The sequence below is a fragment of the Bradyrhizobium acaciae genome (assembly GCF_020889785.1).
GTDB lineage: Bacteria > Pseudomonadota > Alphaproteobacteria > Rhizobiales > Xanthobacteraceae > Bradyrhizobium > Bradyrhizobium acaciae.
In genome coordinates this window covers 79,969-99,924 of the sequence record NZ_JACMYK010000009.1, presented here as the reverse complement: position 1 = coordinate 99,924, position 19,956 = coordinate 79,969, and the positions used below count along the sequence as shown (strand labels likewise).

Below are 19,956 nucleotides of genomic sequence, written 5' to 3'. Positions count from 1 at the left end.
ACAGCGACAAACGTGCGCTCCAGAGGAGACTTAAGTCGCCATGGCGGACGATCTTGAATTCACTGGTGAGGGCGATCGAGCCCACGACCGCTCGATCCAACGACAAGCGCGTGCCGGAACCCTGATCCGGATAGCGGACGGCGTTTACGGCAAGCTCGAGGGCCGTTCCGCGGAGGAATTCGCCTATGCCCGCTGGGCTTCCATCCTCGGGAAGCTGATACCCGGAGCCGTACTTTCGGGGCGCACGGCCTTGAAGGTCAATCCGTGGAGAGAACGCGGTTCCGACGGACGTCCCAAATACCCTGGCTGGATCTTCTGTGCTCACGCCAACGGAAAGGCGCGCAAGAGGTTCTCCATCCCGGGGCTCGAGATCCGCTCCCTTCCGGGTCCCGGCCCACTCGAAGGCGACATCGCCTATCTCGGCACGTACATCCCGAGTGCGTCGCGGAAGCTTCTCGACAATCTGAAGCCCTCCCGTGAACGCGAAGGCCCCAGCCGAAACGTCGGCCGCGAGGGCGTCGAGGCCGAGCTCGAAAAGCTCCTCAGGACAGAGCACGAAGACGGTCTACGCGCCATCCGCCAGCGCGCACACCGGATCGCCGGCGACCTCGAAGCCACCGATGAATTGAAGACGCTCGATGACCTCATCGGAACGCTGTTGGGTACGCGGCAGGCCAAGCTCGAAAACGAAAAAGTAGCTGCCAGGACTCGCCGCAGCGCGCCGTTCGACCCAGATTGCATGGAGCGCTTCAAAGAGCTCGGCGTCGTTCTCGACAGAGCGGTCCTCCCCGATCGTCCCGATCCTCATGGGGGAACGGACGAACGGGCGTGCGTGTCCTTTATCGAGGCTTATTTCACCAACTACATCGAAGGAACGAGGTTTTCGGTCGATAAGGCCCGCCGTATCGTCTTCGAAGACGAGGAGCCGGATGGTCGCCCCGCGGACGGTCGCGACGTCGTGCAGACGTTCCGGCAGGTTTCGACCATGTCGAAGGGAATGTCCATGGCCGACTCGTTTGCGGCCTTCGTGGACGAAATCAAAGAGCGCAATCGCATCCTTATGGATGCGCGTCCGGAGAAGGATCCCGGCAGCTTCAAGAAGGAGCCGAACTACGCGGGCAACACGGAGTTCGTCGCCCCCAATCTGGTGGAAGGCACCCTGAAGGAGGGGTTTGAGATGCTGCGTAGCATCTCCAATCCCCTTGCCAGGGGCATCTTCGTGCACACGATGCTCGTCGCGGTCCACCCCTTCAACGATGGCAACGGACGGACGTCGCGCATCATGATGACGAAAGAACTCGTATCCGCCGGTACTTGCCGCATCGTCGTGCCGACCATCTTCAGGGATAATTATATCGGCGGTCTGACGAAGCTCTTCGAAAGCAGGCCCGTGGCCGCGCCTCTCGTCCGCGCTCTGCTCGAGTGCCAGCGCATCACGCACTCGATCACATCGCCCGACCTCAACAGGACGATCGAACTGTGGGCCTCCACGCACGCGTTCCTCGAGGACGTTAAGAACGCCCGCCTCACGTCGCCCAATGCGGATCTCCGAATCGAAGTCAGAAACGGCATCCCCGCACCAGCCGAATATTGGGAGACGCGCGATCTGGAGAGCACGCTGGAGGACGACCAGACGTCTAATTTCGGCAAGGCGCTTTGATCGGCCGCACTGCGCCGGCTCTTCCCGAATACTGTACGAGCGGCGGGCTCGCAACCTTCGACCTGTCGCCGGGTCAAACGGCCTTCATCCCCGACCAATACTTCCGCCGCATAATCGGCGAACCTGTACCCACACGGATCCGAGGACGAACTTGACCATCACTGACCGACGTCGAGAGGATAAAGGATGCCCTTCGGGCTAGCGACGCGTTCCGAACCATGTCGACTACGGTCGCGCCGGGCCAGAATACAGAGAATCTGCCTTTCCTGCTCCGCTTTCTCGAGGAGAACCTGGCGACGCCTCTGCTTGGCCCCACCGAGAATGCCCTATGAAGTTCTTACCTGCCCTGCATCACCGCAGGACTTTTCCGAGAAATGTAAACTCTTCGAGTTTTCCTCGCGCGTCGTAAACACCAATAGCGACACTGCCAAGGCACGCTTACCTTTCGCTGCCACTGTAGTCCGCTCGGCAATCGCAGTTGCGTTCGCTGATCAAAACTCGCAGAATCGAAGCGAGCGCCAGTGCTCTCGCCCCATAGTCCTCATGCAGCGTCCTCGGAAAGGCCTCCGTTTGCACTCCCGCTCCTCCGTCGAGCAGAGCATCGGAATGCCAAAACCGAACGACAGGGCTTGGCGGTCACCCATATGGTGCACGCCTGTGACTCTGAGTGGTCTCATAATATGAGGCCGAAGACGCTCCGCACTTATGGTGGACGGCGCTCGGCGCGACTTTCGCATTTCCATTTGACGATGGTACGCGGAGCGTGGGTCGATCCACCAGCCTTTTTGCGCGAGAATTACATCGATTAGGTCTCATGGCACACACAGATCGTCGTTTCCTGTCGGCTGTCGCCACTCCTATCGATATCGTCGCCCTCTATCGCCGCCTCGGAAACCACCTACTCAGCGCGATGTTTTCGAATTCCGAAGGTCTATACTGTTAGCTCGAAGTACAGGTCTTCAATCTCGACGCCTGCTATCGTTCCTTCAGGGGCCTTATCTGTCCTAAGCGTTCGCGCTTGGGTCCTGTCAGATAGTGCGGCAACCAATGAGGCCAGCGGCATGGCTCCCCAGCGCATCTTCTTGGCAACAACCTCGTCGACCGGGATGATCGCCGTTTTCAACGCGGTCATCAGGTCGAGCCCTTTTTCCTTCATGGTCGCGTTGTGGCTGCCGTGATGACCGACCTTGTAGAAGATCGTGTGCTCGAGCAATCCCGGTCCGGTTCTCCGGTCCGCGCCGGCGCCCCACTCCAGCGCCTCCCACGAAAGCCAGTTCCCAACCTGAGCATCCGCGGCAAAGAGCAGTACGTCGCCGCCCTCGAGTTCGATGGCCAGAACGAGACTGGTATTATTCGTCGCTGATTGGAGCATCAGGGCGAACTCGTCCGTATTGCCAAGCCAATCGGCGTCGATCCGCCGCCAATCGGCTCCTGTCCAATAGGCCTTTCGGAAGAACTGATGTGCCTGCGAGGTGGAAAGCGGAATCCGGGAGGATGGTGGAAAGGGCACGACGTCGCCGTCCCCGGAGAGAGCGCTGATGACACCGAGTGGCAGCACGCCACTGCCGTCGAGCGCCAGCTCATAGGTTTCTGGATTCTTCTTTGAAGGGTTAAAGTGCTTGATGGCCTTTTCATCGTGAGGGGGCCCAAGGACGAAGATCTGGAAGTTGCATCCTTCAGGTACGATGGGCGGATCGGCCGGATGCAGATAGATGGGACCGCCGCCTCCCGACTTTGCCTTAGCAAGGTCGAATGCAGCCTTCGTCTTCTCTCCTGCCGCGCCGAACATCCCCGTCAAGGCGAGAACAGAATCCGCGCCAGTCTCGTTTCCTGCTGCTCTCAAGGCATCAACACTTGCGGATATCAATTCCAGTGACTGGCCGCGTTCCTTGCGCAGCTTTTTTGCGAGCTCATCGCGGGGATCTTCGGTCCAAGCAACCCAAACCTGACCGACGGCGAGTTCCTCGAACAGTTCCTCCGCCTGTTGGAAGCCGGAGACGTGGTCCCAATGCTCGTGAGTTACAGCGAGCACGTCCACAGATCCTTTTGTTACGTCCAGAATATCCCTCATCACGGCTTGCATTTTTTCTGCGCCCTTTTTCTGGGCAACCGCCACTCCGCAATCGATGAGCAGCTTGAACATCGGCCCGTTCTTGCGCGGAATGCGAACGAGGATGCAGTCCCCGAGACCGTGTCTGTAGATACGGATCAGAGCCCTCGGATCGTCTGTCTTTTCGGTGGTCGGCTTGCGTCGCGTCCCTCCGGATGGCTCCGTCTTCTTCGCAGCAGGTGGCTCCTTTGCCGCGCTGGCCTTCTTGCTCGCCCTGGTCTTGGTCGCCGGCGCGGACTTTCCATGACTTGATCGCTTGGCGCGCTTAGCGGCCTTCTTTGCGGTCCTCTTGGCCATTTCAAGTCCCCCAGCCACGGTGCAGGAGAGCAAACTGCTCGCGATCGTGATGAGGATCGCCTGGCGAAACATAGGCGATGCCCAGTTCCGCAGCGCGCTCTTTCGCAGCCGCTCTGGCTTGTTGCTGCGCCGCCGCTCCGGTCGACCCGCGCAGGCACTTCCTGATAAAGTAGACCGGCATATTGTCGTTGAGATCGACCATCACCGTACACCCGCCGCGGTAGCGCTCGGCGTCGGGATGGGCTCTGAAGGTCTGCGTGATCCCCATCACCAACCAACCGTGACTGGTGCCGTCAGGTGCCGTCTTTCGTGACGGCCGAACCGAATGGACCTCCACCGGGCGCATCTCGCCGACCATCTCACCGATCTTGACGTTCTGGGCTGCGTTCTCGAAGCCAAGCGAAGACAGCAGCGCCGCGCGCTTGGGATCGGATATCCATTTCCAGACCTTGAGACGGTTCCTCTCGGAGGTTTCGTATGCGTTACGACGGACCGAATTCAGATTCCAGTCGAGGTCCAGGGACTTGACGAGAGCCGCAAAATCACGCGCCATCTGATGATCGATCGCCGGCGGCCTCCTCCAGACCAGGCTATCCTCAGCGAGATGGGCAACATCCTTCGGATAGATGCCGCGATCCCGAAAGGCGGAGATGAAGGCAACGCGGTAACCGCGGGTATCTTCACGCACCAGATCACGATCGCCGGTGATCAATGCTCGCAGGTATTCGCCAAAGGTCAGATCCGTCGGCGGACAATAGTCCAGTGCGCGGATGCAGATATTGAGAACCTGGTCGGCGATTGTTGACGCCTCTGCGGCCAGCCTCAATGCCAAATCGTGCGAGATCTCGCCTTGCGGCAATATGCCGGTACCATTGGTCGCCAGCCTGACAAGGTCCGCGCTGCGTCCCCGATAGATCGTCTCGAACGCTGCAAATACTGCGGAAACCAGCACTGATCCCAAGAGGTGCGGATCCCCGGTTGCCTTCTGCGTCTCATAGTCGGTTCTGCTGGGCTTGACTGCTTGCCACTCGCCCTTCTCGTCAGTCCTGCCGATTGCGCTTCGCAGTGGCCCGTGCATCCCGCTGGCCTGTCCGAACTGCACGGCGAGTTGTCCCAACAGACTTTCCTGGCTGAGGTCGCCGCGCGCCCGCTTGATCTGTTGAAGGAGCGCTTCCGGGATCGTGAAGTGCTGGAACAGCGCCACGATATCCGCAAATGCCTCATGGAACGCGAGCATGTCCGGATTGGTCGCTTCCTGGTATCTCGGGTGCAGACCGTCGAGCAGCGCGTGGGTCGTCTCGTGCGCGATGATGTCATGCGAGACTGAGCAGAAGACCTGTGATCCCGGCAGGGATGTGCCGATATCGCCCTCTTCCGCGGTGAAATAACCGAACAGAAGCGCCATTCGGGCGCTGCTGTAGTAGGCGTTGTTCTCCCTCAACGCGTGCGGATAGACGCGTAGGCGCTGTACAAATTTACGGTCGACGACATTTCCGTCCGGCCCTCGCACCATCCGCGGCGCCCAAAGCGCCCGGCGTCCGAGAGCCCGCTCGAACCGCGTAATGGTCCGCATCGCAACCGCATAAGCCATCTGCTGGTGGAACTGGGGGTTCGCCTCGGATGGGGCGTGTCCGTTCGTCCCGAGAAGATGGGGATGATTGAGATCGACCGGGGCGTAGCAACATTTGCTTGCCGGATCGACGTCCACCACTTCGAGATATTCGCCCGTCGGACCTTCGGTAAGCTCGGCTTCCCAAGGAACCGACACCGTCGCCTCATTGATGCCGAACATCTGAGGATCGGTCTGCAGGGTCGGGTCGTAGGCGAAGACGCGGAGCTTCCGGACCGGAGGCACCGGCAGCGGAGGTTCGAGCGCTTGCTCAAGGTTGAGGTGATCCATTGGCGTGATCGCGGCGGATTGCGCGCTCGCCGGCGCCTTTGCGCTCGTCGCCACCACGGGCGCCTTCATGAGTGCCTTCTTTAGCGTATGCGAAGCAAGTGGGCTCGCCAGGACCTCAGCGACCACGGCCTCGAGCGCGCCGCGTGCGGGCCGCCCGGTCAACTTGGAATCGAGCCCGGTCTTCTGCAGCACCTGGCACAATTCAAGGTCCAACATCGGCTGTTTTAGCGGTCCCGCGGCCGCCAGTCCGAACACAAGGTGGGCCATGGAAAAGCTGGCATCGTCTTCGGGCTGCTTCTCCAAGCCGCCGCGCGGTATCCAGGTAGATGCGTCCTTGGCGCGTAATCTTCCCGCCCCGAGATACTTCGCGCGGGCCTGGTCGTGAGCTGCGGATTCGAACAGCGCATTGCGGATCAATTCGACCCTTTGCCAGGGCTCTGCCACTCCATCGTAGAGTGGGCGATTTGCCTGGATCCAAGTCGCTGCGGCAGCTGCGATCTGAGGCGTTGCCGCGGAAGTGCCGGCTCCATCGAAGTCGACGACTGCCGCTTCTCCGAACCTGGCCCAGGGCACATTAGGTGTGTAGGCGGCCAAGGCCCCCAGCATCTTGCTGTCCGGGCCGTAATCGCCGGCCATCAATGCGGGCGCGAGGTCGGCGTAGGGCGCCCCATCCGCCATGACACCGCAAGCGGCAATCACCCGGTTGAACCGTGCCGGATAGACGATGAGATGGGTCGGAAAGTTGCCGTAGTTGTTGCCCGCGGCCGTCACCACGAAGACGCCAGCGTCATAGAGCGCATTCACAGCTTCTGCCCAGGCTTGCGACGGTACGCCTCCCATGCTCATCGTGACGACATGGACCAACGTCGACGGCGTCCTGCACAGGCCGTGGACATGATCGAACGCCTGCGCGATCGCGCTGTTGCGAAACAGAACGACGCGGTTCGCCACTCGAATGGGAACGATCTCAGCGTCCGGCGCGCAACCGAACGGTTTCACCCCCGAGCCGCCTCCTCCCGCAAGAATACTAAGCGTGCCGGTGCCGTGGCTGAAATTGTTGAACAGACCCGATGAGCGGTCTCTTGCATCGTCTGGAAAGTCAGGGTCGACGAAATTTTTCTGGCCGTCGATGAACTTTGGGCAAGTCACGTGATCCGGATCGAAGCCGGTATCGAGATGAGCAATTCGGATCCTATGGCCTTTGCCTGGATCGGACTGTACCAATGCGGAAAACTGACCGTGATCATTATCAGCGAACCAATAATTGTCGGCCTCACGGGGGTAGTGCGGATCTTGGTCGTTCGGTGCCCCGGTGCGCAGCGCAAGCTTGTCCTCGACCAATGGCTCCTTGCCGATCGGCCACTGCTGCTCCAGATCCGGCTCGGCAAATCGGATTCCGCCGGGCGCAAGCGCCTGCCCTTGGGCGACCAACTCATGGCAGGCCTGCCAGGCGGCGGCTGCGTCCAATTGGGGAGCATCCGCCTCGACCATGTGCCACTCGGCGGACGCCGCGGCGCCCAGGCCGCCGCCTTTGCCGATACTTTGAAAAAGCGGCTTTGCCGACAGCTTAACCGCGGGCGCCTGTGCCAGACCGATCGATGCTGTCCTCAGTGAGCCGGCCGCCTTCACCAGGAAACGCATTCTACCGTTTGCATCGCTCATCATTGGTCCAAAGCTCCTAGGCGGCCAAGGCCAAAGACCGCTCGAGAGCCCAAGGAAATCAGTAGACCGACGGGCTGACTACTGGGCGCCTCCCTAGGTGCCGATCACAGTCACGCGGCCCCCGCTCAGAGGGACCACTTGACGTTCAGAGCGCCGCACGGGATCCGCAAGGCAGTCACTCTCTTCTCTCTCCCGCCTAAACCTCCTTCTCAGCTGCAGCCAAGATTCCGCCCGTTCGAAACGCTGCTCAACTATTGGGCAAGGAACGGGACGGTCTCGGACCGGCAGGAACAATAGCCGCCGCTATTCTGTGGCGAAGAGCTGGTATGGTCATCGATAATCCCTGCCGTCTTGCGTATCGACCCGCCGGACAGACATGGGCAACCAGGTCCCCTTCAAGGAATGGTCCCGACTCAACGAGTCCGAGGGCGATGAACTCGCGCAATCGGCGTCCTAACACGCTTGCGACCATTGCCTGCCTCGTACTCTCTCGCATCGCACACCGCTATCGACGAAGTCCGTGTCGTCCTTCTTAAAGACGTTTGCTAGCTGCCCTTCTTGGCTTGATCAGGAAGCTCAAACAGCACACCGACGACTTCCAGTAGGTTGGTCAACTTCGGAAGGCCATGCGAGCCATCCAAACTGAGCAGTTGCGCAGCCGTCGTTCCATCCGGATTCAAGCTCTCCAATACAACGAGACTTCCGTGAAGGCGCAACCGCTTAAAATAGCGTTCGCCGGTCTCGTCCACGGCGACCACAAGCCGACCTTCCATCCGCTTCAATGTTTCGGAGCCAAACGTCGTAGCGTGGGTCGCAAGGTACTGCCCGTCCAGTGCGATTGGCTCAGCACTTCTTCCCCGCACTTGGAAGAGCCGCACATTTGACAATGCTTTTTGGACCAGACCCACGTCGTTCACCGCCACAATCTCACAATTGTCGATATGGGATGGCGGCGACGCAACGTGCGAGACAAACAAGGTTCCGACGATCTTTTTTTGCTGCAGTTTTTCGTTAGGCGCGATCACGGGCTGGGGAAGCTGATGAGGCTCGAGCGTTTGCCCCGTCAAGATAGTCATCGTCGGGTGAAGATCAGTTTCGCTATGGCGGCGAGCCAGCAGCTGCTCGCCAAAGGCTGCAACGACCAGGCTGTGTTTAGTGATTGGCGCATAGTTCGAAACGATTAGGACGTCACCAATTCCAGCGACAGGATCAAGGGTCGCGGCGGCCAACTGATAGATCTCGTGATTGAAGAGCCTGACAGGCTCGGCATCATCCCACTCCTTGAGCGTGACAATTCCATCGCCCGCTTTGCCGTTTGACTTCGCAGCAGCCGCAACGCCGGTCTTCATCAACGTAAGGGCTTTGAGCGCTTCGTTATGGCCGGCTGGAAATCCAATAACGTTCTCACTCCATCCGAACATTCGCGGCTCGCCAGCAAAGGCTTCAAACTGGGCGTACACATGAAATGCTTCATGCAACTTGGGCCTAAGCTGCTTGTCCCAGAACCTTTTGACATCGACAGCCTGCGCGAGGCCCAGAGTTTCGTTATCCTTGTGATGGGCTTCGTTGATGATGTTCATTTCCTTGCCGCCGCCACCCATGAGCATGCCGACGAGCTCCTTGAAAACCTGTCGGTTAAAAGGCGCCACGTGAGCTTCGCGCAAGCGTTTCAATTCGCCCCTCAAGGCATCAAGGCTCATATCCGCGATTTCGACACTTTCCGCTCGCATCATGCATTTCAGCAAATCCTCACTATAGACTCTTACGGCGGCGATGAATTGACGAGCGACACCATCATCGTTGTCAGCGGCCGCTTTGTCGTACAGCTGATCGACATTGGTACCATTGACGATAGTCGCAACGGGCGATGCCTTATTGAGCGGAGACACCAAGCCTTGCTGCCCCTTCAACAGATTTTCGTCGACTAGAAACTTGACGAACTGACGTTCATGCGTGGTCAGGATCAGCTGCATTCCAAAAGAATCTGCCGAACCTGCGTTGGCGAGGCGCGCGATCTCTTGCGCCCATTTGCGCTCGTTACGGGGGTCAAACGTCACTTGCGGGTCATCCAAAAGGACAAGTGGCAGCGGATTTGAGCCTGCCGCCTCGATCGTTTCTTCGCGCAACGCAAAGACAAATGCCCACAGGATTGCGCGGAGCCAGGATGTGTTGGCGACGAGTAATGCATCTATTTGAAGACCGGGTTCGAAACTGCCTTCCACCTTGATCGTTTTGCGGTCCAACGCTGCGTCCTGAAACAAAAAACGCTCATTAAGACGAATTTTGTCGAGGATCGCGCGGATGCGGTCTGAAAGTGTCGCTATCGATCTTGCAGTTTCCGCTCCGACCAGATGCTTCAGGTCCTTGAGCGGTTCCAACGCTTCAATGATCGCCTCGCGAACACGCTGATGTTTCTGGATATTCTCCCATTTTTCTACGGCGTCTGCCGCTGTTTGCAGGCAGCCAGCGAGTTGATCCAGAGGTTCAGCTTTCTCGATTGCTTGTTCAAGGATGCGCAGTTTGCCAGTGATAGATCGCAAAGGCGGCGGATCATCCTTATCTGCCATCTTGCCGATAAGTTGTGCCCATGCGGCTCGAAACGCGCTCGCATTCCCTTCCCACCAAAAGGCAAGGTCAGAGACGACCTTGAGCGAGTGGATCGTTTGGCGAAGGGCGAGCACCGATCGGGGAGTATCCTGTGAAAGCGTCTCCATGGCCGATGGGACGAAATCGGGGAGTGCAGCAACCTGTTCATCGACAATCTCGCCCGTCAGTTTTGTGATGCCGGTTAGAACGTCGCTGAACGCGTCATTCATGCCGAAGCGAGATCGCACGGCATCAGCATACGCGCTTTTCGGCACCATGACGCGAAGCAGGTCGAAATGCTTTCGGATATCCGGTGTGAGCAGCGCCTTCAACTCCCGATCGATCGCGCCGCAGGCATCATCGATCTTACGCTCCGCGACTGACGCATGCTCCCGCAACCGTGCAAGTTCAGCAGCAAGTCCTCTTTGCTGCTCGCTTGTAAGCTGACCTTCGCAAAGCGGACAAACCACAAGCGCGTCGCCTTCCGGCTCGACGAAGTATTGGGCTGCCAGCGCCTTAAGCCTCAACCTCGTGTCTTCTCGCTGTCGCTCGTGCCAATACACCGCTTCTTCGAGCTTCTTCTTTGCGTCTTCTAGAGCCGCAGGAATAGACTTGAAACCCTCATCTTCGAGGGCTTCTTTCAAAGATATCCAGGCTTCAAATTGTACAATTCCGTTGACGCCCAACTGAGTGATGGCGCGCGCGTTCTCCACGGCTTGCTTTATCCGCATTCGAACGGCAGCCACGCTTGTGTCCATGTCGTCTGCGATCTCGCTCTTAAGCGTCGCAATGTGTGCGGCTGCTTGAGCCGCAGCTGACTTCGCAGCCTCAAGGAGCAACTTGTGGTGATCTTGCTCTCCAAGGGTCCGCAGGCTGGAAAGGTCGATCGCTAGGTTCCTCGCGTAAACCTCTGCCTTTTCAAGATTCGTTGTGAACGAGCCTACGATCGCCTCAACGCCTTGATCCTTTGCATATTTGTAAAAGCGCTGGGCCTTATTTGCCAATTTTGCCACGCCATCTGCGATATCTCCAAGCTGATCGAGGCCTGTGAGAAGCTTTACGGCCTCATAGAGCGATTGGCTCTTGTCGCCGAAACCTATCCGAGGGATTCGCGCGGGCATTAGGAGCCCGGTCTCAATCAGCTGGGGAATTGTCGTCAACCTTGCGTCGACAGATACCTCAATTGAGGCCGTGCCCTCTTTAGGGGACGTGAGTTTTCGTTCCGCCAGCGCTTTCTCGGCTTTTTCGTTCTCAAAAGTGAGCCGCACCCAAGCAACGGCCTCCTGCGCTAGCTGCGCAACGGTTTTGGGATATGAGACGATAGAAGGCCACGAGCCGATCTCTTTTCCTGCAGGACTGTTGACTGCTGAACGTTCTCCTAGTTCATCGACAAGTCCATCCTGTTCACGAACCCGCTTTCCGGTCATCGCCCATAGGATGGCATTGCTGAGAGACGTTTTCCCACTGCCGTTTTGCCCCTCCAAACACCAATTTTCACCGCCGATGCTCATGTCGAAGGATGGGCCATCCCAAGTCGTCAAACCTGCGAAATTCTTGGCTTCGATACGCACCAACCTCCAGATACCACCGGGGGCGACATCTGTTTCGATTTTGGTCGATGCTGCCGGATCATCGCCGGCTTCCCATGCTGCAATGAGACCCGGGAAGAGAACCTCGTTCGCCTCTGCGACCTTTGAGGGGCTTTGTTCGACGAGAAACTTGAAAAGTCGCCTTGCGCCGGGCGAGTTAAGGGCTATCGAACCCGCCTTGTTGTTTTCGAACTTCGTCCAGGAAAGAGGTGTGCCCTTGAGCAATTGGGCCCTTGCTTCGCTCAGCGATATCGGCATTTCGGTTCCGCGATGTGTTTAGAGGTTGTGCCCACGCTTTTGGTCCAAGTCCGACCAAGCATGCCGGGCTGCTCAAATCAGTTCGGAAATTGTTCTTGGACCGCCTAAGTCAGACGGATTGAGGGATAGACCACGACGCGTTACCGTGGAGATCAGGCACGGTTGTGTAGGGCTATGCCGCAGATTAGCGTCCCGGTTCGGACCACGACCCGCCCGTATCTAACCCCTTTTAGATGTGCTCGAGCGAACTTGTCCGCCAACTGCGCAGGGTCGATCTTCCGGAGGACTTTGGTCAGGTCGATAACGAAGACGTTTCGACCGTCAGTACGCTTCATGGGACGGCTCGCTTTCGGACATGCGACGGATGGTGCAGCCCAACTTGCGGCATCTGCGCAAGAGAAGGCACTAGGGGATCACCTAGGTAAAGCTCCGCGCCTGCGCAGCCGGCCTAAGTGGCAACAAGATCCGCTCGCCTCGGGCACATCGAGTTGCAGCAACCGGAATGCGATCTTTGCGTTGACGATGGCATGCGCCGCCGCGTTGCTGTCAGAAATGCTCATTGCGAAAGATCGCGGCTTTCTGAGCAGCTCAAAACTTATCCCTGTTGCGCGGCATCCGTTGGAATGGCACTTGGCATCATGGCCAGCGAGGATCGCTTCCCTCGCCCATCATGGAGGGCGATCAGAAGCCAGGCTCCGTGATGCATTGTGTTACCGGGTTCGATGCGCCCGAACGGGTGGTATTTGAAGACCTGCAGGTTAAAGGATGGCTCCGACATAGCCTCTCGCATTAGTCGCGGAGCGTCGGAAACAATCGATGCTTCGAACGCCGCCACGGCCCTCGAACTCATCGCGGCTGGGTCCGGCGACGGCAAACTCTTGGCGGCGAAATCCTGCGCCAGGTACGGCCTAGTCATGGGTCAAAAACTGCGCCAGCGAAGACCAGCTAGATTCGATGTGACATCTGCGACGGGTTACAGAATACGTCTTCGTCGGATGAGCCAACCGCATTCCGCCGCCGGCGAACGGATCTGGCCAGGATTGGGCCACGCCTAGAAATGACCGAGAAGCTCTGATCGACCGGCGACAACAAAAAGGCCGCCTCTCCGGCGGCCTTTTTCGGCTGGGTTCAATCACCCTCGCCTTCCTCAGGATAGATCATGGCTGGGCTCCAATTCTGCCTCTTTTTAGACAACCACAACGAGCACGTGTCAACTACTTTGAACGCCTTTTGCCCGGCTTGCGCCGCTTTCGTGCGCCCTCCGGACCGGGGCCATGACGGCGAAGGACCCACAATGCATGCTCGAGGATGTCCCTTTCCTTTTCGTTAAGCTGACTGGTCGTGGCGTAGAATGTGGGGCCAGGGCTCGGCGGCACCCCTCTTAATTCGGAGTCATCTTCGATTGCGGACGGCGACGCCGTGCTCGCGGGCGGCATACTAAGTAGCCGCTCGATTGTTTCGGCGGCCGCTATTGCCTGCTCTACCTTGCCGAAGAGCAGGCTTGCTCGACATAATGTATCGATGAAATTGAGCTGCTGCCTCGTGCTGTTCCGAAGATTGAGATTTTGCTCCAAGAAGATGAGGTGCTCCCTTACATCTTCTTTATTGATGTCGATACCCTTGGGATTCAGGTCCAAATACTCAGCTGCGTAATGCAGCGCATTATTGGCGTTACGCAACCGCGATATCATCGTCGATGTATTGTGAAGCGCAGCAAACTGGCAAGCTTTCTTGCTATAGCCGTATGCTTGCACAAGAAGGCGTATTCGTTCAGCCCTCCCCTCTTCGTCGAGCGGCTGCGAACGGCTCTTGGCCCACAACGCGAACCCGAGCATCCTTGGAATCACAGTATGTAACCAATGATCGCGGGGCACATATCGATCGGCAGAAAGCAGAGACTCTGCCTTCTGATACTTTGCGATGGCCGCATCTAGCTCATTGAGCTTCACCAAGGCCTGGGCGTAGCGGTAGTGCACAACGACGCTTTCGGGGGACATCTCCTGCGCCTCGCTATACAATTTGATGGCTTCATCGAGTGTCTCCTTCTTGCCAATGGACAGCAGACAGAATGCACGCTCCATTGTTACCAGAAAGGTTGCCACTTCTCGCTCGCGGTCAGAATCGAACGTTGAGGTTGGAATGAGTTCTCCAACCAGGGAGAATGCCTCGACGGCCTCGCGGAACATCCTCTCAGTCGCCGAGCTCGCCCCTGAAGCCGCACTTTGCATTGCCACGGCCCGAGCCTCGTATGCCGTTCTGAACGCAGCCTGGAGCTTGGGAGACGACTTTCCGATACCCTTGAGTGCATTCTCCGGATCATCGACCGGAACGATGAGATACGCTCCCGGTCGGGCGTGGACGTCGATGGCTTGGGATTTAATTATTCCAGCGTATTGACTGCAGCCGTCCGTAAACGTCTTGAGCACGTTGAGGTGCGGCTGCCAACTTTCGATGAGTTGCTCCGGTTCGACTCGACTTCTGTAAATTGAGTACCGAAGCTTATGATCGATTTCCCCCCAAGCGTCTTCGAACACGGTCCTGATCTGGATTTCGATTGGGACCTGCACAACCTCGTCGTCCTGCTTCGCGCTGCAGAATGCAACAAGATGGATCGATGAGTATCCGGTTTGGACCTGTAGAATATTGGCGTCTCTGATGGGAAAGCCGAAGGAATCGAACACACTTCTCAGGCGGCTCGTGATCGCCTCGGGATCTCCAATGGTTGCGTTGGTGTAGATCAGGCCCTCCTTGAGGCTATCCTTTGTGAACGGCGACTTGGCAAAGTGGCTACCCTGATGCTTGATTAGACTAAGGAATATCTTCAAGGCATCGATAACATCCTCGCGAAAGAGCGTAACCACGCGCACACCTACGATGTCCGTGATGTCCTCGGGTTGATAGCCTTCTCTACCTACTTCTTTCCGTTTACGCTGCGTTTTCTCGAGGATTGCCTTTACGGGCTTAACGCGACTTCTAACCGCGTAGAACACGTCTGCGCTCGATTGCAGGGCGTTGAGGATTTCTTGCAGGGCCTTCTGGGCGGGCGCGTGGATTCTGAATGCCCTTAACTCCAGATCTTTCTCGCTTTCGGACATCGCGCTCCTATCCTTCGCCGTGTTCACGTAGTTCGAACGAGACAGCTGTTCCGCAACAGCGACATGGCCGCCGGCGAAGACGCAATGCCGAACCATCGTTGTGGAGACAACGTTTCCGCAACTGAAGGCAAGCTAGGGAATAGCCTAGGATACGCGCGCACGGCGGGTGCTAGACTGGGAGGTCCGTATCCAACAGGCGTCCCTCTCAATGCAAGCTGGAACCAGGCAACCAGGAAATACCCCTCCCTTTCGGCGTCTCAGGATCTATGCGTTCGATCCGTCAGCTTCGTTGGATATGCAGACCGCTGTGATCAACGAAGCGCGGGTACAGCTCCCCTGGGAAGAATTGGCTGACGGCCCCAGCGGAGATTATGTTGAAGTCATCGACGTGGATCCGGCCAGCGGCGGCTTCTACTCGGCGGTGAACCTTGATGAGGTGGCACTGCTGGTTCAGGACGGGCTTGCTCCTTCGGAGGGAAACCCGAAATTCCATCAGCAGATGGCTTACGCCGTCGCGATGATGACGATCCGCAATTTCGAACGCGCTCTGGGACGGAAAGTGCTCTGGGCTCCCCGGCCTTGGCGCTCGATCGGAAAGGGCGGCGAACGTTTTGTGGAGAAGCTTCGTATCTATCCTCACGCATTGCGCGAGGCAAATGCGTACTACAGTCCCTCTAAGGTCGCGCTGCTGTTCGGCTATTTTCGCGCTTCCACCCGCGATCCCGGCCGCAACCTTCCTGGGGGCGTCGTTTTCACCTGCCTCTCGCACGACGTGCTGGCTCACGAAACTGCCCACGCCATTCTCGATGGAATGCATCGGCGCTTCATCGAGGCGAGCAATATTGATTCGCTGGCCTTCCATGAGGCATTTGCCGATATAGTAGCGCTGTTTCAGCACTTCACATTACCCGAATCCGTCCGGCATCAGATTTCGCACTTGCGCGGCGACCTCGGACAACGCTCGCTTCTTAGTGGGCTCGCGCGCCAATTTGGAGAGGCGATCGGGCGACATCACGCGCTGCGGGATGCAATCGACGAGCTAGATCCGATCACCAATCTACCAGATCCTACGGCACTCGATCGCACGACTGAACCTCATGACCGGGGTGCTATTTTGGTCGCCGCAGTGTTCGACGCCTTCGTATCGATCTACAAGTCTCGGGTAGCCGACCTGCTCAGACTGACAACAGGCAGAGGAAATCAATTTCCTTCTTCTGACCTGCATCCCGATTTGGTCGGCCGGCTGACTGTCGAGGCCACGAAGTCCGCGGGACATGTTCTGCGAATGTGTATCCGTGCGCTGGACTATCTTCCGCCTGTGGACGTAACCTTCGGCGACTACCTGCGCGCTATAATTACGGCCGACGCCGATCTGGTCGCCGACGATGTGCGCGGATATCGACTCGCCTTCATTGAAGCGTTTCGCCGCCGCGGTATCTACCCAAAGGACATAAGGTCCTTGTCAGTCGAGAACCTGATTTGGGAGGCTCCTGCGCAGCCCATCAGCATCGGATGGGTGACTAAGCAAGACTTTTCATATCGCAGGAAGCGGCGCGACATATTCCGGACAGAGGAGGTCAGGAAACGAAACCTCGCGAAGTGGCTCGTATCGAATGCGGATGTGTCGCATGAGGCAATCAGAGCTATGGGACTATGGCTCCGATCAGACGCGAAGAACACAATCCGGCGCTCCAGAGAATTGAAAGGGCCGCGTTTCGAGGTCCAGTCTGTTCGTGTCGCCAATCGAGTGGGTCCCGATGGCCAGCTCGAGCCACAGATTATCATAGAGATAACTCAGGAACGCAGAGGCTACCGCACCGCGGAGCTCCAACAACAGGTCGAGCGACAGGGCCGGATCTCAGGTGTCAGCGCGGACTTCACTTTTCGCGGCGGCGCTACGCTCATCGTGGATCTTCGAACACGCGAGGTCCGCTGCTGTATCGTCAAGGATATCAACAGCGACTCCCGGCTTGATGCGCAACGTGCGTTTCAGTTTGGCGCACAGAGCGAGTCGCTTGGTGCCACGTACTACGACGCAGCTGGTCGTCGCGAACCCTTTGCATTTCTCCACAGAATGCTGTGAGCACGATGGTTGACCAAAATGGGAAGTTAACGGCCGGAAGCATTGCAATCCGGATGTATCGCGACATCCTGGGCGATTGTTTCCTGCTGCGGATTCCCCGAGCTGAGAGCGCGTTTCATATCCTGATTGATTGCGGAATTCTGCAGGGAATGCCCAATGCCACCTCCCGGGCAAAGCGCATCATGAGCGACATCCGCAAGCAAGCTGATAAAATCGACGTTTTAATTGTCACTCACGAACATTGGGATCATCTTTCTGGCTTCGAGCAGGCCGCCGAGGAGTTTGCCTCAATTTCCGTCGGAGAACTTTGGCTTGCGTGGACCGAGGATCGTCGGGATGAACAGGCGCGGCGCCTTCGCCAAGGACGTGAGCAGGCCATGAGAGTGATCGATCGTAGCTTCAACGCTCTGACAACGTTGCTCGCTCCTGAATTCGATCCAGACGCCGCGGAGGAGGAGGAGTTTGAGCCCTCTTCCGCTTCGATGCCACTGGATGGCCTCACAGGGCTGATGGCCTTTGTTGGAGCAGAACAACCAGGGGGTATGCTGTCAGCAGCAACACGTACAACGTCGATCCTGGATCAATTGCGTGCCAAGGCCGAGACCGTGAAGTTTCTTGCTCCCGGCGGAGCAGTTATTCGTCCGATGAACAGCGACGAGCTGTCAGTCTATGTGCTGGGTCCGCCGCGCGATGAAAAGATGCTGAAGCGCAGTCATCCGAGTAAACGGAAACCGGAAGTTTACGAGCTCGCTGGAGATGGTCCGGAGGTGGACATGTTCTTGGTGGCGGCCCTGTCGCCGGTCGCGGGCGTCGACATGGCTCAGTACAAACTTAGCATGCCGTTCGCGACGCGCGAACTTATCGCAAACGATGCAACGGGCGTTCGTAGTGAGGGGGTCCGTAGATCCCGAGCGAAATACAACGATCCGGACGCAGAATGGCGACGCATTGAAACGGACTGGTTGGGCGCTGCCGAAACGCTAGCCTTAAGACTCGATTCGGACACCAACAACACCAGTCTTGCGCTAGCTTTCGAATTTCGGGGTGAAAAGGTGCTGCTTTTCCCTGGCGATGCTCAAGTCGGCAGTTGGCTGTCATGGGGAGACTACGTATGGCCTGCAGAGGCTAAGCAGAGCGACCCAGGAAGCGTGACCGCCGAAAAACTTCTTGCTCGAACAGTCGTTTACAAGGTCGGCCATCACGGCAGTCATAATGCCACGCTGCGCGAGCGTGGATTGGAGCTAATGAACCATCCCGGACTGGTCGCCTTTGTACCGGTCGACGAACGCTTCGCGCGCGACGTAAAGAAGTGGAATATGCCCTTTCCTTCACTGAACAAGCGGCTTGAGCAAAAGACCGGCGGCCGCGTGATCCGTGGAGACAAGGATAAGGACTTTCTCGTCACAGAGGCTCGCCAACGAGCCGGCAAGGCTGGAGAATTGTCGAGATCAGACTGGGAAAGCTTCCTCGATGACGTCTTCGATATCGAGGATGAGGAGGGAAAGGTGGCGATCGAATATCGTCTGCGCATCTAACCTCACGGACGGCAATAGGAGACCGGGCCGGAATATTCCAAGCACCATGTCAGAACGGCGACGATTTCAATATGGCTTGCGCCGCTTCGTAGATGAGCCGCATGTCCCAGCAGCAACGGTGCGGCTGCTAGTACCGGCTTCGGACGATGGCAACCGAGCCGCCGCGGGTTCTTGGCTAACGTCTGAAAACGTGGCGGATGCGCTCCAGCGAGCTATCCGGCTGTAGGAGTAGTTCTACAAGATGCAGCGCCAGCTTCATCACGGCCTTTTTTGTACAAACAACGTCTGGATAGATCTGCCCGCACTTCCTGATTTCAGCAGTTCGCGTCCGTGGGTCTTGAATTGGGCCGAGAAGCGCCCAGGTCCTCGGCCACCACCTAGACCGGGTCTTCCGGAAAACTTGACCCAACGAGTTCGCGGACCGCCTAGATGCTCCAAACTAGCACTGGCTCCCTTGAAGAGAGGCTCGTCCGTCTCGGGATGCGAGACGCAAGCCTTCCCCCGCAGCGGTTCGGTCTCTTTATGAGTTTCCGGCTGGCCCGTGCAGTTCCTACCGGTGGCCAAGCCACTCGATGAGGAGGGACTTCGGGAGGCTGTCACCACCGAATTGCGGGTGAATTCGGAAACCACGATCCAGTGTCGTATCCTGCGCGCAGAACACCTTATGGCGACCGCCCTAGACGTCGGACGTGCCAAAGACTACGCTCGTATTGTCCAATTCATCGAGGCAGGCAACTTTGACCCTGTATCCCTGCGCGGCGTTTTGGAGAGGCACAACCTGACGGCAAAGTGGCAATCTTTCTGTGATAGATTTGAGATCGCCAATCCATGCATCGACGGGCCCAAGCCTTTAAACTCAATCAGTCTACCTATCCGGACATCTCAGACATCCTCCGGCGCAAGGCCGAAGGGCAACGAGACATCATCGCGCTCTCGTTCGGAGAAAAGATCGAGATGTTGGAAATCATGCGCGATCGAATTTCTCCGCTCAGGGACGCGCGAGAAAATCGGATCGCGGATCGATCACATCCCGCGGTTTGGGTCGAACGTTGATGTTCGGTCTGTCTTCTCGCGCCCATTAGACACTTGGTCCAGCGGCGCTCCCCTGTTGGCCGGAGTGACAAAACCTCGCGTGCAATTTCGTCCGGACCGGAACGATTGAGCTTGGCCTAGGAATTCCA

The 19,956-nt window shown here is 57.8% G+C and carries 8 protein-coding genes; 4 read left to right on the top strand and 4 right to left on the bottom strand.

Translation table 11 applies throughout. The features are described 5' to 3' along the window. Positions 1–40 precede the first annotated feature (40 nt). Complete coding sequence (locus H8A92_RS06910) at positions 41–1,660, top strand: Fic family protein (protein WP_229195081.1); 1,620 nt, start codon at positions 41–43, stop codon at positions 1,658–1,660. Between the two features lie 931 nt (positions 1,661–2,591). Here the strand turns inward: H8A92_RS06910 and H8A92_RS06905 are convergent. From H8A92_RS06905 to H8A92_RS06890, 4 genes are all read right to left on the bottom strand, one after another. Next, positions 2,592–4,067: an MBL fold metallo-hydrolase gene (locus H8A92_RS06905; protein ID WP_229195080.1), complete on the bottom strand. Its 1,476-nt coding sequence runs from the start codon at positions 4,065–4,067 to the stop codon at positions 2,592–2,594. A 1-nt stretch (position 4,068) separates the two neighbouring features. After that, positions 4,069–7,629 (bottom strand): S8 family serine peptidase, encoded by a 3,561-nt coding sequence (locus H8A92_RS06900; protein ID WP_229195079.1) that lies wholly within the window; start codon positions 7,627–7,629, stop codon positions 4,069–4,071. Positions 7,630–8,174: 545 nt separating this feature from the next. Then, positions 8,175–12,062: an AAA family ATPase gene (locus H8A92_RS06895; RefSeq protein WP_229195078.1), complete on the bottom strand. Its 3,888-nt coding sequence runs from the start codon at positions 12,060–12,062 to the stop codon at positions 8,175–8,177. Positions 12,063–13,276: 1,214 nt separating this feature from the next. Then, positions 13,277–15,157, bottom strand: coding sequence for a tetratricopeptide repeat protein (locus tag H8A92_RS06890; protein ID WP_229195077.1), 1,881 nt, complete (start codon positions 15,155–15,157; stop codon positions 13,277–13,279). A gap of 307 nt (positions 15,158–15,464) precedes the next feature. Between H8A92_RS06890 and H8A92_RS06885 the strand changes: the two genes are divergently transcribed. The 3 genes from H8A92_RS06885 (at position 15,465) to H8A92_RS06875 (ending at position 19,828) form a co-directional block, all read left to right on the top strand. Beyond that, positions 15,465–17,240, top strand: coding sequence for a gluzincin family metallopeptidase (locus tag H8A92_RS06885; protein WP_229195076.1), 1,776 nt, complete (start codon positions 15,465–15,467; stop codon positions 17,238–17,240). Between the two features lie 5 nt (positions 17,241–17,245). Further along, entirely contained in the window at positions 17,246–18,775 is a 1,530-nt protein-coding gene (locus H8A92_RS06880) for an MBL fold metallo-hydrolase (protein WP_229195075.1), read from the top strand. Between the two features lie 828 nt (positions 18,776–19,603). After that, positions 19,604–19,828: a hypothetical protein gene (locus tag H8A92_RS06875; RefSeq protein ID WP_229195074.1), complete on the top strand. Its 225-nt coding sequence runs from the start codon at positions 19,604–19,606 to the stop codon at positions 19,826–19,828. Positions 19,829–19,956 lie beyond the last annotated feature (128 nt).

Coding starts and splice junctions, on each gene's coding strand:
- H8A92_RS06895 (WP_229195078.1), bottom strand. CDS start 12,062: ATGCCGATATCGCTGAGCGAAGCAAGGGCCCAATTGCTCAAGGGCACA.
- H8A92_RS06875 (WP_229195074.1), top strand. CDS start 19,604: ATGCATCGACGGGCCCAAGCCTTTAAACTCAATCAGTCTACCTATCCG.
- H8A92_RS06900 (WP_229195079.1), bottom strand. CDS start 7,629: ATGAGCGATGCAAACGGTAGAATGCGTTTCCTGGTGAAGGCGGCCGGC.
- H8A92_RS06905 (WP_229195080.1), bottom strand. CDS start 4,067: ATGGCCAAGAGGACCGCAAAGAAGGCCGCTAAGCGCGCCAAGCGATCA.
- H8A92_RS06910 (WP_229195081.1), top strand. CDS start 41: ATGGCGGACGATCTTGAATTCACTGGTGAGGGCGATCGAGCCCACGAC.
- H8A92_RS06890 (WP_229195077.1), bottom strand. CDS start 15,157: ATGTCCGAAAGCGAGAAAGATCTGGAGTTAAGGGCATTCAGAATCCAC.
- H8A92_RS06880 (WP_229195075.1), top strand. CDS start 17,246: ATGGTTGACCAAAATGGGAAGTTAACGGCCGGAAGCATTGCAATCCGG.